At 75.5% G+C, this 13,432-nt stretch carries 15 protein-coding genes and 2 tRNA genes; 10 read left to right on the top strand and 7 right to left on the bottom strand.

Translation table 11 applies throughout. The features are described from left to right. Positions 1–128: 128 nt before the first annotated feature. A tRNA-Ser gene (locus tag ACI79Z_RS02850) sits at positions 129–213 on the bottom strand. Positions 214–379: 166 nt separating this feature from the next. Here ACI79Z_RS02850 and ACI79Z_RS02845 point away from each other — a divergent pair. Next, positions 380–727, top strand: a complete 348-nt coding sequence (locus ACI79Z_RS02845) for a hypothetical protein (protein WP_387988429.1) — start codon at positions 380–382, stop codon at positions 725–727. A gap of 43 nt (positions 728–770) precedes the next feature. Beyond that, a complete protein-coding gene (locus ACI79Z_RS02840; RefSeq protein ID WP_456901634.1) occupies positions 771–2,465 on the top strand; it encodes a protein kinase domain-containing protein in 1,695 nt (564 codons plus the stop codon). A gap of 100 nt (positions 2,466–2,565) precedes the next feature. On the opposite strand, the gene ACI79Z_RS02835 is transcribed toward ACI79Z_RS02840, so the two are convergent. The 5 genes from ACI79Z_RS02835 to ACI79Z_RS02815 form a co-directional block, all read right to left on the bottom strand. Beyond that, positions 2,566–2,653: transfer RNA gene (locus ACI79Z_RS02835), tRNA-Ser, on the bottom strand. 10 nt (positions 2,654–2,663) lie between these two features. Next, positions 2,664–3,152: a tRNA adenosine(34) deaminase TadA gene (gene tadA / locus ACI79Z_RS02830; RefSeq protein ID WP_456901633.1), complete on the bottom strand. Its 489-nt coding sequence runs from the start codon at positions 3,150–3,152 to the stop codon at positions 2,664–2,666. Next, complete coding sequence (locus ACI79Z_RS02825) at positions 3,149–3,799, bottom strand: HAD-IA family hydrolase (RefSeq protein WP_456901632.1); 651 nt, start codon at positions 3,797–3,799, stop codon at positions 3,149–3,151. The genes tadA and ACI79Z_RS02825 overlap by 4 nt, the downstream gene beginning before the upstream one ends. Next, entirely contained in the window at positions 3,796–4,299 is a 504-nt protein-coding gene (locus tag ACI79Z_RS02820; protein ID WP_387988433.1) for a tRNA adenosine deaminase-associated protein, read from the bottom strand. Before ACI79Z_RS02820 ends, ACI79Z_RS02825 begins: the two co-directional genes overlap by 4 nt. Beyond that, on the bottom strand, positions 4,296–5,003 hold the full coding sequence (locus ACI79Z_RS02815) for an O-methyltransferase (RefSeq protein ID WP_456901631.1): 708 nt from the start codon (positions 5,001–5,003) through the stop codon (positions 4,296–4,298). The genes ACI79Z_RS02820 and ACI79Z_RS02815 overlap by 4 nt, the downstream gene beginning before the upstream one ends. Between ACI79Z_RS02815 and ACI79Z_RS02810 the strand changes: the two genes are divergently transcribed. Genes ACI79Z_RS02810 through ACI79Z_RS02800 form a run of 3 tightly spaced genes read left to right on the top strand, consistent with a single transcriptional unit; the run spans position 5,002 to position 6,623 of the window. Further along, positions 5,002–5,445: a PaaI family thioesterase gene (locus ACI79Z_RS02810; RefSeq protein WP_456901630.1), complete on the top strand. Its 444-nt coding sequence runs from the start codon at positions 5,002–5,004 to the stop codon at positions 5,443–5,445. The two genes, ACI79Z_RS02815 and ACI79Z_RS02810, sit on opposite strands and share 2 nt — an antisense overlap. Next, complete coding sequence (locus ACI79Z_RS02805) at positions 5,442–6,353, top strand: prephenate dehydrogenase/arogenate dehydrogenase family protein (protein ID WP_456901629.1); 912 nt, start codon at positions 5,442–5,444, stop codon at positions 6,351–6,353. The genes ACI79Z_RS02810 and ACI79Z_RS02805 overlap by 4 nt, the downstream gene beginning before the upstream one ends. 36 nt (positions 6,354–6,389) lie before the next feature. After that, positions 6,390–6,623, top strand: coding sequence for a DUF2630 family protein (locus ACI79Z_RS02800; RefSeq protein ID WP_387988437.1), 234 nt, complete (start codon positions 6,390–6,392; stop codon positions 6,621–6,623). Between the two features lie 75 nt (positions 6,624–6,698). Here the strand turns inward: ACI79Z_RS02800 and ACI79Z_RS02795 are convergent, their stop codons facing one another. After that, complete coding sequence (locus ACI79Z_RS02795; protein ID WP_456901628.1) at positions 6,699–7,934, bottom strand: PucR family transcriptional regulator; 1,236 nt, start codon at positions 7,932–7,934, stop codon at positions 6,699–6,701. A 258-nt stretch (positions 7,935–8,192) separates the two neighbouring features. On the opposite strand from ACI79Z_RS02795, the gene ACI79Z_RS02790 reads away from it, so the two are divergent. From ACI79Z_RS02790 to ACI79Z_RS02770, 5 genes are all read left to right on the top strand, one after another. Beyond that, positions 8,193–8,993: an ABC transporter ATP-binding protein gene (locus ACI79Z_RS02790; RefSeq protein ID WP_387988439.1), complete on the top strand. Its 801-nt coding sequence runs from the start codon at positions 8,193–8,195 to the stop codon at positions 8,991–8,993. Continuing rightward, entirely contained in the window at positions 8,986–9,798 is an 813-nt protein-coding gene (locus ACI79Z_RS02785; protein ID WP_387988440.1) for an ABC transporter ATP-binding protein, read from the top strand. The genes ACI79Z_RS02790 and ACI79Z_RS02785 overlap by 8 nt, the downstream gene beginning before the upstream one ends. 35 nt (positions 9,799–9,833) lie before the next feature. After that, positions 9,834–10,715, top strand: a complete 882-nt coding sequence (locus ACI79Z_RS02780) for a branched-chain amino acid ABC transporter permease (protein WP_387988441.1) — start codon at positions 9,834–9,836, stop codon at positions 10,713–10,715. A 5-nt stretch (positions 10,716–10,720) separates the two neighbouring features. After that, positions 10,721–11,884 carry a branched-chain amino acid ABC transporter permease gene (locus tag ACI79Z_RS02775; protein ID WP_456901627.1) on the top strand — a complete coding sequence of 388 codons (1,164 nt, stop codon included), beginning with the start codon at positions 10,721–10,723 and terminating at the stop codon, positions 11,882–11,884. 113 nt (positions 11,885–11,997) lie between these two features. After that, positions 11,998–13,341, top strand: coding sequence for an ABC transporter substrate-binding protein (locus ACI79Z_RS02770; protein WP_387988443.1), 1,344 nt, complete (start codon positions 11,998–12,000; stop codon positions 13,339–13,341). The last annotated feature ends 91 nt before the right edge of the window (positions 13,342–13,432 follow it).

Genomic DNA, 13,432 nt, shown 5'->3' with positions numbered 1-13,432 from the left:
GGGGGGGGGGGGGGGGGTTGTGGGGGGGGGGGGGGGGGGGGGGGCGGGGGGGGGGGGGGGGGGGGGGGGCGGGGGCTGGCAGGGGGCGGCCGCCCCGGCCGGCTGGCCGGGAGCCCGTCGCGTGCCTGCGGAGGATGGGAGATTCGAACTCCCGAGGGGTTGCCCCCAACCCGCTTTCCAAGCGAGCGCCATAGGCCACTAGGCGAATCCTCCAGTGCACGCCGATGGTACCGGGCGCCGGGCCGCGGGTCAGCCGCCGCCCCGGCACGGGCGTGCCGCCCCGGGTGGTCCGCGCGGGCGGCACGGGGCAGGCTGGACCGGTCGCACACCGCACGGGCACCGCACGGGGCCGCACGGGGGAACCGAGGAGGCAGGACGGATGAGCGAGCCGGATCAGGTCCGACCGGAGGTCGTGGAGGCCATCGTCGCCGTCCTGCACGGGGCCGACCCGTCAGGACTGCCGCCGTCGGCGACCGCGGAGGAGAAGGCGGCCGCCAAGGACCGCTACCTGTCGGAGTTCGCCGCCGAGCGCAGCAAGCGCGACCGCCAGGCCCAGGCGTGGGAGCTGCTGCTGACCCGCGGCTACGACGAGCCGCCGACGTGGGCGCGGCTGTTCGACGACCTGGCGCCCGACGCGGTCGAGCAGCTGGGCGAGCTCTACGACGTCCTGCCCGAGGGGGCGCAGGAGGAGTACGCGCGCCGCTACGGCGTCCCCAGCACGGTCTGACCCGGCCCGTGCCGGGCGCCCGCCCGCGGGGTAGGAGCCGCCCGTGACCTCGACCGTCCCCGGCCGCCTGGTGGCCGGCCGCTACCGCCTCCTGGAGCGGATCGGCGGCGGCGGCATGGGTGCGGTGTGGCTGGGGCGCGACGAGCTCCTCGACCGGCGGGTGGCGATCAAGCAGGTGCTGCTGCCGGCCGGTGCCGACCCGGAGACGACCGACCACCACCGCCAGCGGGCGCTGCGCGAGGGCCGGATCGCCGCGCGGCTCACCCACCCGCACGCCATCTCGGTCTACGACGTGGCGCTGGAGCAGGGCATCCCGTGGCTGGTCATGGAGTACCTGCCCTCCCGCAGCCTGGCCGTGGTGCTGGCCGAGGACGGGCCGCTGCGCACCGACCAGGTGGCGCAGGTCGGCGCCCAGCTGGCCGACGCGCTGGCCGCCGTCCACGCGGCCGGGATCGTCCACCGCGACGTCAAGCCGGCCAACGTGCTCATCGGGCGCGGCGACCGGGTCGAGGGCCTGGTCAAGATCACCGACTTCGGCATCTCGCACGCCAGCGGCGACGTCACCCTCACCCAGACCGGCCAGATCACCGGGACGCCGGCCTTCCTCGCCCCGGAGGTCGCCCAGGGCGCCGGGATGACGCCGGCCAGCGACGTCTTCTCCCTGGGCGCCACCCTCTACACCTGCGTCGAGGGGCAGCCGCCGTTCGGCATGGACGACAACGCGCTGCGCCTGCTGCACCGGGTCGCCGGCGGGGAGATCCGCCCGCCCGCCCGCGCCGGGTCGCTGGAGCGGCCGCTGCTGCGGATGCTCGCCCGCGACCCCGCCGACCGGCCGGAGATGACCGAGGTCCGCGACGTGCTCGCCAAGCTGGCCGCCGGCCGCGACGGCGACACGACGACGGTGCTCCTGGCCCGCACCGACCTGCGGTCCTCCCGCGACCGGGACCGGACCGCCGCGGTGCCGGCGCCGGTGCCCCCGACCGACCCGGCGGCCCGCGCGGACCCGCCGACCGCCGTCCAGCCCGCGGCCGTCCCCGCCGGCCCGCCGACCCCCGGGCCCGGGACGGCCGCCCGCCCGGGGCCGGAGCCCGCCGCCCGGCCCGGACCGCCCCGGACCGGACCGTCCGTCGGGCCCCGGCGCCGGCGCCGCCGTCCGCTGCTGGTGGCCGCGCTGGTCCTGCTCGTCGTGCTCGCCGCGTCGCTGGGCACCTGGCTGGCCGTGCGCGGCGACGGCGGGAGCCCGTCGGCCGACCCCGCACCGCAGAGCTCGGCGGACCCGACGTCGCCGGGCACGGAGCCGGCTCCCGCGCCGGAGACCGGGTCCGCCGGGCAGCCGACGGAGGAGTCCACCCCGGAGCCGACGGAGGAGGCGACGCCGGCGGACGAGACGACGCCGGACGACGAGGCCGGGCCCGCGTCGGACGCGGAGGCCGAGGTGCGGCAGACCCTCGAGCAGTACTACGAGTACCTGCCCGGCGACCCCGAGAGCGCGTACGCGATGACCGGGCCGAGCCTGCGGTCGCGGGCGAGCTACGACTACTACCGGGACTTCTTCGGCCGCTGGGACGAGGTGTCGCTCGTCGACGTCCGGGACGTCGACGAGCAGGACGACGGCCTCACCGCGACCAGCCGGGTGGAGTTCCGGCGGGGCGGCGAGCGGGTGGTGGAGACGCACGCGGTGACGTTCGTCCGCGGCGACGACGGGGAGCTGCTGGTCGACCTCGACGTCGTGGCCTGACCCGGGAGACCCTGACCCGGGAGACCCTGACCCGGGAGACCCTGACCCGGGAGACGACGACGGCGGCGCCCCGTCGCGGGGCGCCGCCGTCCGGTCCTGCTGGCGGTGGCGGTGGGATTTGAACCCACGGAGGCTTGCACCTCACACGCTTTCGAGGCGTGCTCCTTCGGCCGCTCGGACACGCCACCGCCGAAGAGACTACAGGGCCCGCCTCCGGCGGAAGAACGCGCGTAGGAGTGTCGCGCTCTCCTCGGCCCGGACCCCGCCGGTGACCTGCGGCCGGTGGTTGAGCCGGCGGTCCCGGACCACGTCCCACAGCGACCCGGCGGCGCCGGCCTTGGGATCGTCGGCGCCGTAGACGACGCGCGCCACCCGCGCCAGCACGCTGGCGCCGGCGCACATCGTGCAGGGCTCCAGCGTGACCACGAGCGTCGCGCCGGTCAGCCGCCAGCCGTCGCCGTGGACCGCGGCCGCGGCGCGCAGGGCGAGGACCTCGGCGTGCGCCGTCGGGTCGCCGCGCTTCTCGCGCTCGTTGGCCGCCTCGGCGAGCACCGCGCCGTCCGGCCCCAGGACGACGGCGCCGATCGGCGTGTCGCCCCACTCCTGCGCGGCGACGGCGAGCTGCAGCGCGCGGACCATCGCCGCGTCGACGACGTCGTCGGGCAGGACGCCGCCGGGAGCCGTCACGGCCGGGCGCCGGCCAGCGGGAGGCCGACCAGCGCGGACAGCTCGGCGAGCGCGGTCGCGGGGTCGGCGACCTTGATCGTGTGCATGCCCAGCGCCCGGGCCGGCTTGAGGTTGATGCCCAGGTCGTCGAGGTAGGCGCAGTCGGAGAACGCGAGGTCACGGCCGGTGGCCTCGTTCAGCCGGGCCAGCGCCCGCCGGTAGATCTCCGGCTCGGGCTTGCGCACGCCCTCGACCGAGGACTCGACGACGGCGTCGAAGAGGTCGAGCAGCTCGGCCAGCCGCCCGGTGCGCTCCATCGGCGCGACGTTGTTCGACAGCATCCCCAGCGGCAGGCCCGCGGCCCTCAGCGTCCGCACCGCCTCCACCATCTGCGGGCGGATCTCCCCGGACAGCGCGGCGAGCACCCGGCGGGCGTCCACCCGGTGGCCGGCGGCCAGCGCCTCGGCCTCGAACGTGTCGACGAACCCCTCGACGTCGAGCTCGTTGCGCTCGTACCGCGCCCAGGCGTTGGTGTCGGGGTCGGTGCTGTTGAGCCGCCGGATCAGCCCCTCGGGCAGGCCGGCCTCGGCCTCGTAGGCGGCGAAGGCCAGCATCGGGCTCTCGGTGATGACCCCGCCGAGGTCGAACACCACGGCGGTCGCGCTCACGCCCGCACCGCCGCGGCCAGCTCGTCGGCGAAGCCCAGCCGGGTGGCGATCCGCGCGACCATCTCGTCGGCCCACAGGTCGTCGGCGGTCACGATCGGCCGCAGCTCGTCGGCGGGCAGTCCGTCGTCGGCGAACACGTCCAGGTCCCCTCCCGGCCATCCGGTCTCGTCGTCGTCGAAGGCGCCGTCCTCGTCGACGGCGATGCCGTAGCGCTCGACCACCTCGGCGCCGAGCACCCACTCCTGCATGGTCGCGTCCGAGATCAGCGCGCGGACCATGCCCCCGGGGCCGTGCCGCAGCACGACGAAGTACAGCCGCGAGTCGACGACGACCACGAACGGCCCCGGCCACTCCTCCGTGCCGGGGTCGCCCAGCGCCCGCTCGAGCACCGGCAGCTCGTCGGAGGCGTCGGCGGCCAGCAGCTCCACCCGCCAGCGGCCGCCGCGGCGGGCGACCCGCACCGCCCAGCTCGGCGGGGCGGCCGTCCCCGGGGCGCTCACCGGACCCGCAGCACGGTCAGGCCGTCGGCCAGCGGCAGCAGCACGGTCTCGAAGCGGGGGTCGGTGGCGAGCGAGGCGTTGAGGTCGGCGATCACGCGGTCCTCGTCGCTCTCGGGCGCCAGCACGCGGCCGCTGCGCAGGGTGTTGTCCAGCAGCACGAGGCCGCCGGGCCGCATCCGCGGGTGCAGCTCCTCGACGTAGGCGGGGTAGCCGCCCTTGTCGGCGTCGACGAAGGCCAGGTCGAACGCGGGCTCGGCGGGCACCGCGCGCAGCAGGTCCAGCGCCTCCCCCAGCCGCAGCTCCACCCGGTCGGCGACGCCGGCCCGCTCCCAGTACCGGCGGGCGATCGCCGTCCACTCCGCGCTGCGGTCCAGGCACAGCAGCGAGCCGCCCTCGGCCAGGCCACGGGCGATGCACAGGGCGGAGAACCCGGTGAAGGTGCCGATCTCGACCGCCCGGCGGACCCCGAGCGCGGCGGTGAGCAGCTGCATGAGCACGCCCTGCTCGACGGCGATCTGGAAGGTGGCCGGGACCTCGCCCCGGTCGGCCAGCGCCGCGGTCTCGGCGACCAGCGCGGCGGCCACCTCGTCCAGCGGCTCGGAGCTGGCGCGGACGTAGTCGGAGACCTCCTGCGGGAGGAGGAACGACCGGGGGGTCATGCCGGAGGCCAGGAGCGCGGGGAGTGCGGCATAGCCTCTGATCATGGCCGATCCCGAACCCTCCGACGGAGCCGAGGTCGACGCCGCGCTGTTCGCCCGGCTGGCCGCCGACCCGCTCGCGGAGCTGCTCGGCATCGAGCTCGAGGAGGTGCGGCCGGGGTACGCGCGGGCGGCGATGACCGTCGGCCCGAGGCTGCTCAACGCCGTCGGCACCGCGCACGGCGGCGCGACGATGGCGCTGCTCGACGTCGTCCACGCGGCGGTGGGCAACAGCCACGGCACGGTGGCCGTCGCGCAGGACGTGCACACCGAGTTCCTGGTCGCGGGCCGGCCCGGGGAGCGGCTGGTGGCCGAGGGCAGCGAGCTGCACCGGAGCCGCCGCACCGCCGTCTACCGCATCGACGCCCGCGGCGAGGACGGCCGGCTGGTGGCCACCGCACTGGCCCGCGTCTTCCGCACCGACCGGCCCTGGGGGTCGCCGGCATGAGCCTCCCCGTCCCGACGATGCCGGCGCCGCCGGTCGGGGTGGTCGGCCTGGGCCAGCTGGGCGGGTCCCTGGCGGCCGCGCTGGTCGCCGCCGGCCGCGAGGTGTCCGGGTGGGACGTCGACCCGGCCGCGCGCGAGGCGGCCGCGGCCCGCGGCGTGCGGGTCGGCCGCGAGCTCGGCGGCGTCGTCGTCCTCGCCGTCCCCCTGCCGGCGACGGCCACGGCCCTCGACGGCCTCGACGTCGACCCGGACGCCACCGTCACCGACCTCGGCTCGGTGAAGGTCCCGGTGCTCGCCTCGGTGGGCGCGGCGCTCGGCGGCCGGTTCGTCGGCGGGCACCCGATGGCCGGGACCGAGCGGTCCGGGCACGGGGCCACCGACCCCGGGCTGTTCCGCGGCGCGCGCTGGGCGCTGTGCCTGGAGCCGGGGACCGACCTGCGGCGCTGGCTGCGCGCCGCCGAGGTCGCGCTCGACGCCGGCGCCGAGGTGGTGCCGGTGACCGCCGCCGAGCACGACGACGCCGTCGCCGCGGTCAGCCACGTGCCGCACCTGCTCGCCGCCGCGCTCGCCGCCGCCGCCGGTGAGGCCGGCCCGCTGGCGCTCGCGCTGGCGGCCGGCAGCTTCCGCGACGGCACCCGGGTGGCCGGCAGCGACCCGGCGCTCGTCACCGCGATGGTGGAGGGCAACGCCGGGCCGACGGCGGCCGCGCTGGCGCGGGTGCGCGCGCAACTGGGCCGCCCGTGGCCGGAGCTGGTCGCCGCCGGGCACGCGGTGCGCAGCGCGGTCCCCGGGCGCCGGCCGGTCCGGGTCCCGCTGGACCGGCCGGCGCTGCTGGCGCTGGGCCGGGCCGGCGGCGCGGTGACCCGGCGGCTGGCCGCGTTCGTCGAGGGCTGGGTCCCCGAGGCCTGACCGTTTCGCCTCCGTCGCGGCGGGCAGGGAGCGCCCATGGACGACAGCGAGATCCGCAGCCGCATCGACGCACTGGTCGAGGAGGAGCACCGGCTCCGCGACGGCGGGGAGCACACCGCCGACCAGCGCACCCGGCTCCGTCAGATCGAGGAGGAGCGGGACCAGCTCTGGGACCTGGTCCGCCAGCGGGACGCCAAGCGGCAGTACGACGAGGACCCCGACACCGCCGAGGTGCGCCCGAGGTCCGAGGTCGAGGGCTACCTGCAGTAGTCGGAGGGCCCCCTCGCCGCCCACCGCTCGCGAGCTCGCGGCGGGCCCCTGCGAGGGGGCCGTTCCAGCAGGTCGCTAGGCGGAGTCGCGGACCGGCCGGCGGTGCCCGGCGTCGTGGTGGCCGGTGCCCAGCAGGGCCAGCTGCCACAGCAGCCGGGCCCGCGGGTCGGTGAGCTTGCGGCCGGTCACCGACTCGATCCGCCGCAGCCGGTGCATGACCGTGTTGCGGTGGCAGTACAGGAGGTCGGCCGCGCGCGTCGGCGAGCCGTCGGCGTCGAGGAAGGCCGACAGCGTCTCCAGCAGCACCTCGCGCTCGTCCCCGGGCAGCTCGAGCAGCCGGCCGAGGGTCTGGCCGACCAGCCGCGCGGCGATCTCCGGGGAGTTGCTCAGCAGCGCCTCGGGCAGCCGGTCGTCGATGGTGACGACCCGGGCGACGCCCTCGGGCAGGGTGCGCGCGGCGGTCTCGGCCAGCCGGTAGGCGCCGGCCACGGCCGCCGCGCCCTCGACGACGGAGGACACCCCGACCGGGCCGGTGGCCACGGCGCCGAGCCAGGTCAGGAGCTCCGGCAACCGGCGGGTCCCCAGCGCCACCAGGCCGACGGCGGCCTGCGACCGGGTGCCCCACGCCGAGCGGATGCCGCGCTTGAGCAGCGCGGACGTCGGCTCGGGGAGCGCGTCCCCCTCCTCGCCGGCCGGCGCGACGACGACCGCCAGCCGGCCGGCCAGCGGCACCGACAGCAGGTCGGCGGCGGTGCGGGCGTAGGCCGGGTCCCCGCCGCGGCCGTCGAGCAGCCCGTCGAGCAGCCGCTGGCGCTCGGCGGCGTCGAGCCCCGAGCGGCGCCGCTCCTCGTCCCGGTAGCCCTCCGCGGCGGCGCTGCAGCCGCGGTCGTTGGTGCGCCACAGCGAGCCCGCGACCTCGAGCAGCAGCCCGTCGTCGTGCCGGTCACCCTGGCGGGACAGCGCGACCAGCGCCTCCCAGGTGATCTGACCACCGAGCCGGTAGGCGCGGAGCACGGCCTCCAGCGGGATGCCCTGCGCGGCCCGCAGCCGGCCGACGGCGCGGGCGCCCTCCGCGTGGCTCTGGTGGTAGGCCGCGGGGACGTCGGGCCGCAGGCCGCGGACGCCGACCTCGAGGTTGCGCCGCAGCGTCGCGCGCATCTGCTGGTCGCCCCCGAGCAGGGCCTCGCGGTAGGCGGGCTCGGTCTCGACCAGCACCTCCACCATCCGGTCGGTCATCTCGTCGAGCCGGTCCAGCAGGGCCGGGACCAGTTCGGCGAGTCGCTCCTCCACACCCCAGGGGGCCGTCCGCACGCGCTCACCTCCTGTGTTCATCGCACAGAGCACAACACGTGGCACCGATCACTGTGCGGTGCGCCCATTGTGACGGTCTTCACCGGCCCGCAGAGTCATACGGACGTAGCCGTGACCCAATCGTCGCCCTCCGGGCGGCGGTCGGCAGCGCGGCGACCTCCCCGACGCAGAGGAGACGTGGGCACCTTGGCGCAGCCGCCGGAAACCGCAGGCAGCAGCACCCGGCACCAGGACCGATCGCCCACCGCCCGGCTCGAGATGACCGGGATCAGCGTCGCCTTCGGCGGCGTGAAGGCCCTCACCGACGTGTCGCTGACCGTCGAGCCGGGTCAGGTGCACGGGCTCATCGGCCCCAACGGCGCCGGCAAGACGACGATGTTCAACGTGGCCTGCGGGCTGGTCCGCCCCACCGAGGGCCGGATCGTCTGGCGCGGCCAGGAGCTGCGGCGGCTGCGGCCGAACCAGCTCGCGAAGCTCGGCATCGCGCGCACCCTGCAGGGCGTGGGCCTGTTCCCCGGCCTGACGGTGCTCGAGAACGTGATGGTCGGCGCGCACAAGCACGCCCGCGCCGGCTTCTTCTCCGCGCTGTTCGCGATCCCGACCGCCGACAAGGACGACGCCCGGCTGCGCGAGCGGGCCACGGCCGCGCTCGGCGAGCTGGACGCCGCGGACTACGCCGGCCGCTACCCCGGCAGCCTCCCGTACCCGGTGCAGAAGCGGGTCGCGCTGGCCCGCGCGCTGGTCTCCGAGCCCGAGCTGCTGCTGCTCGACGAGCCGGCCTCCGGCCTCAGCGAGGACGAGATGCACGAGCTGGGCGAGCTCATCCAGCACCTGAGCGGCCGGATGAGCGTCCTGCTGGTCGAGCACCACATGGACCTGGTCATGCGGGTGTGCGACCAGATCACCGTCCTGGACTCCGGCCAGCTGATCGCCGCCGGCACCCCGGAGCAGGTGCAGAACGACCCGGCGGTCACCGAGGCCTACCTCGGCGACGCCGTCGACGACACGATCGACGCCAGCGAGCTGGCCGCGACCGACGGGGGGACGACCCGTGGCTGAGGCGCACGGCAGCACGGCGGCGGGCACCGCCGGGAGCACCGCCGGGACCGGCCTGACCAAGGGCGCGACGGCCCCCGCCGGCGGCACGGCGACCGCCACCGCCGTCCTCGACGTCGAGGGCCTGTCGGCCTCCTACGGCCCGGTCAAGGCGCTCGACGGCGTGACCCTGCGCGCCGAGCAGGGCCGGATCACCGCGGTGCTCGGGGCCAACGGCGCGGGCAAGACGACGCTGCTGCGCACCATCAGCGGCCTGGTCCGGCCCACCGCCGGCCGGGTGGCCCTCAACGGCGAGGACGTCACCCGCGCCCCGGTCGAGGCGATGGTCACCAAGGGCATGGCGCACGTGCCCGAGGGCCGCGGCGTCATCGCCGAGCTCACCGTCGACGAGAACCTGCGGGTCGGCTCGCTGTTCCGCGGCAAGGTCGCGCAGGACGAGTTCGACCGCGTCTACGACCTCTTCCCGCGGATCCGGGAGCGGCGCAACCAGACGGCGCACACGCTGTCCGGCGGCGAGCGGCAGATGCTCGTCATCGGCCGCGCGCTGCTGGCCCGGCCGAAGGTCCTGCTGCTCGACGAGCCGTCCCTGGGCCTGGCCCCGCGGATCGTGGCGCAGATCTTCGGCCTGGTCCGCCACCTGGTCGACACCGAGGGCCTCTCGGTGCTGCTGGTCGAGCAGAACGCGCGCAGCGCGCTGTCGGTGGCCGACACCGGCGTCGTGCTGAACCTGGGCCGGGTCGTGGTCACCGACGACGCCGCCCGGCTCGCCGGCGACGAGGACCTCCGGCACGCCTACCTCGGCTTCTAGACCCCGCTCCCCCGCAGCACCAGGAAGGCAGCCACGTGCGAGAGTTCGTCAACCTCACCCTCGGCGGGGTGATCAACGGAGCGGTCTACGCGGCGTTCGCCCTGGCCCTCGTGCTCATCTGGCGGTCCACCCGGATCGTCAACTTCGCGCAGGGCGCGATGGCCGCGCTCACCACCTTCATCGCCCTCGCCCTCATCGAGAACGGCCAGTCCTACTGGGTCGGTCTCGTGGTCGCCCTGCTGGCCGGCCTGCTCATCGGCGCGGTCGTCGAGCGGGTCGTCATCCGCCCGGTCGAGGGCGGGCCGGAGCTCAACGCGGTCATCGTCACCCTCGGTCTGTTCATCGCGATCCAGGCGCTGATCTCGGTCCTGTTCGGCGTCAACCAGCGGGCCTTCGTCCCGCCGTTCTCGAACATCGGCTTCACCGTCGGGGACTCGAACCTGGCGCTGAGCCCCAACACCGTGTTCACCCTCCTCGCGGTGCTGGTGGTCATGGCCGGCCTGACCGCCCTGTTCCGGTTCACCCGCGTCGGCCTGGCCATGCGCGCCTCGGCGTTCGGCCAGGAGGTCGCCCGGCTGCTCGGCGTGCGGGTCGGCCGGATGCTCACCCTCGGCTGGGCGCTGGCCGCCGTCGTCGGCTCGCTGGCCGGGATGCTCATCGCCGCCGAGACCGCCTTCGTCACCCCGACGTTCATGGACTCGCTGATCGTGTTCGGCTTCGTCGCCGCGGTGCTCGGCGGGCTGGACTCGCCGGTCGGCGCCGTCGTCGGCGGGCTGCTGCTCGGCCTCCTGCTGAGCTACGTCCGCGGCTACGTCGCCGACGAGCTGGTCGGCCTGGCCGCCCTGGTGGTCCTCGTGATCGTCCTGCTCGTCCGGCCCGGCGGCCTCTTCTCGACCACCCAGACCCGGAGGGCGTGAGCGGCATGAGCGACCTGCAGACCCCCGCATCCCCGCCGCAGGCCGGCGCCGCGTCCTCCGACGCGCCGTCGCTGGCCACGGCCGCGGCCGACGCGAGCTCGGCCCAGGCCACCGGCGGCCGCACGTTCCTGCCGCGGAACACGCTGCTGCGGCACCTGGTCGTGCTCGTCATCGGCGCCGTCCTCGCGGTGCTGCTGCTCGAGTCCACCGACCTCGGCTTCAACGCCCAGATCGGCTACGTGGCCTTCTACGCCATCGCCGCCGGCGGGCTGACGGTGCTGACCGGCCTCAACGGGCAGATCTCGCTCGGCCACGGCGCGCTCATGGCCGTCGGCGGCTACACCACCGCCCTGCTGCTCGACGCCGAGGAGCCGCTGCCGCTGGCCGTGGTCTTCCTGATCGCGGTGGCGCTCACCTCGATCGTCGGCGCGATCGTCGGCGTGGCCGCGGCCCGCCTGCACGGCCCCTACCTGGCCGGCGCGACGCTCGCGCTCGCCGTCGGCCTGCCCGGCCTGGCGCTGTACTTCTCCGACACCCTCGGCGGCGAGCAGGGCCTGACGGTCTCCACCCCGGACCGGCCGGACTGGTTCGTCGAGACGATCCGCACCCTGTCGGGCAACTCGGCCTCGGGCGTGAAGTGGATCGCCTACATCGCGGTCGCCTGCCTGCTGCTCACCTACTTCCTGCTGGCGAACCTCATGCGCAGCCGGGTCGGGCGCACCTGGCGCGCGGTCCGCGACCAGGAGGTCGCCGCCGAGCTGGCCGGCATCAACCTGGGCGCCTGGCGGGTGACGGCGTTCGTCGTCAGCGCCGCGGCCGCGGGCCTGGCCGGCGCGGTGCTCGCCCTCGTCGTCCGGCTCACCGCGCCGACGGCGTTCACGATCGTCCTGTCGCTGTCCCTGCTGACCGCGATCGTCATCGGCGGTCTGGGCAGCCTCTTCGGCGCGCTGATCGGCTCGGCGCTGCTGGTCTTCCTGCCGCGGTACCTGCGGGACCTCGGGGAGTCCTTCGACATGGACGCCGCCCAGGCCGCCGAGATCTCCTACGTCGTCTACGGCGTGATCCTCGTGCTGGTCATGCTCTTCGCCCCCGCGGGGCTGGTCGGGTCCGTCCGGCTGGCCTGGATGAAGCAGCGCGCGCGGCGCACCGCCGCCCGCGCCAGGGGGTGAGGAGCCGGGACCCGACGGCTGTCCCCCACCCCGGCCAGCGGCCGCATCTCAGCTTCCCCACCCCCCACCAGACCCCCGGGCGAAGGCGCCCGGGTCCCTCCAGAGGAGAACCCTTGACACGATCCTCACGACGCCTCGTCAGCTTCGTGGCCGCGGCGACCGTCGCCACCACCCTGGCCGCCTGTGGCGGCGGGGACTCCGGTGGTGGCGGCGGCGGTGGCGGCAGCGAGGAGAACGAGGCCTCGGACGTCGGCATCACCGAGGACTCGATCAAGCTGGGTGCGCACTACCCGCTCACCGGTGTCGCGGCGCCCGGCTACAGCGAGATCCCGACCGGCGTCCAGGCGTACTTCGACTACGTCAACGCCAACGGCGGGGTCAACGGCCGGCAGATCGAGTTCGTCTACCGGGACGACGCGTACAACCCGACCAACACCAGCCAGGTCGTGAACCAGCTCGTCCTCGAGGACGAGGTGTTCGCGCTCATGTCGGGTCTGGGCACGCCGACCCACAACGCGGTCACCGACTTCCTCAACAGCGAGGGCGTGCCCGACCTGTTCGTGTCGTCGGGCTCGCGGCTGTGGGACGACGTCGAGGAGAAGCCGTACACCTTCGGCTGGCAGCCCGACTACGAGATCGAGGCCAAGATCATCGGCCAGTACGTGGCCGAGAACTTCCCCGACGCCAAGGTGGGCCTGTTCCTGCAGGCCGACGACCTCGGCGAGGACGGCGCCGCCGGTGCCCGCCGGTACCTCGAGGACCAGATCGTCGCCGAGGAGACCTACGTCCCCGGCAACACCGACGTCCGTCCGCAGATCTCGGCCCTCCAGGCCGCCGGCGCGGACCTCGTCCTGGGCTTCAACGTGCCCAGCTACACCGCGCTCTCGCAGCTGACCGCGCTGCAGCTGGGCTACCGGCCGCAGTGGTTCTACTCGAACATCGGCTCGGACCCGCAGCTGGTCGGCTCGCTGCTGGCCCGCTTCTCCGAGGGCCAGGTCAGCGACGCCAGCCTGCTCGACGGCGTCCTGACCACCGAGTACATCCCGACGGTCGACCAGCCGGACAACCCCTGGATCCAGCTGTTCCAGCGGGTCTGGGACGAGTCCGGCCAGGAGGGCGAGCTCACCAACTACCGGGTCTACGGCATGTCGCAGGCCTACACGATGGTGCAGGCCCTGCAGTCCGCCGGCCAGAACCCGACGCGTGACGACCTCGTCGCCGCCGTCGAGCAGGCCGGCTCCGAGTGGGAGGGCCCGGGCTTCGCGCCCTTCCGCTACTCGGAGGACCGCCACGCCGGCTACAGCGGCATGTCGGTCAGCCGGATCGTCGGCGAGGGCTCGGAGGACCTGACCCCCGTGCTCGTCACCGACAACGGCGACGCCGAGATCGAGGAGTACGACGGCCAGGCCGCCACTCCGCCGGAGAACGGCATCCCGGACGAGGAGCCCGTCAACTAGGACTCCCCGCACGGCGACGGGCCGTCGACCCCCACCAGGGTCGGCGGCCCGTTCGCCGTCCCGGGTGACCTCCGCGAGAACACTCAGCTCC

The sequence above is a fragment of the Geodermatophilus sp. SYSU D00663 genome (genome assembly GCF_054050655.1).
The sequence above is the reverse complement of the archived record's forward strand: the minus strand, read 5'-3'. Positions and strand labels throughout refer to the sequence as shown.

Excerpts from the sequence above, each read along its gene's own strand:
- ACI79Z_RS02845 (WP_387988429.1), top strand. The coding sequence starts at position 380 with ATGAGCGAGCCGGATCAGGTCCGACCGGAGGTCGTGGAGGCCATCGTC.
- ACI79Z_RS02800 (WP_387988437.1), top strand. The coding sequence starts at position 6,390 with ATGGACGACAGCGAGATCCGCAGCCGCATCGACGCACTGGTCGAGGAG.
- ACI79Z_RS02815 (WP_456901631.1), bottom strand. The coding sequence starts at position 5,003 with ATGATCAGAGGCTATGCCGCACTCCCCGCGCTCCTGGCCTCCGGCATG.
- ACI79Z_RS02775 (WP_456901627.1), top strand. The coding sequence starts at position 10,721 with ATGAGCGACCTGCAGACCCCCGCATCCCCGCCGCAGGCCGGCGCCGCG.
- ACI79Z_RS02810 (WP_456901630.1), top strand. The coding sequence starts at position 5,002 with ATGGCCGATCCCGAACCCTCCGACGGAGCCGAGGTCGACGCCGCGCTG.
- ACI79Z_RS02805 (WP_456901629.1), top strand. The coding sequence starts at position 5,442 with ATGAGCCTCCCCGTCCCGACGATGCCGGCGCCGCCGGTCGGGGTGGTC.
- ACI79Z_RS02790 (WP_387988439.1), top strand. The coding sequence starts at position 8,193 with ATGACCGGGATCAGCGTCGCCTTCGGCGGCGTGAAGGCCCTCACCGAC.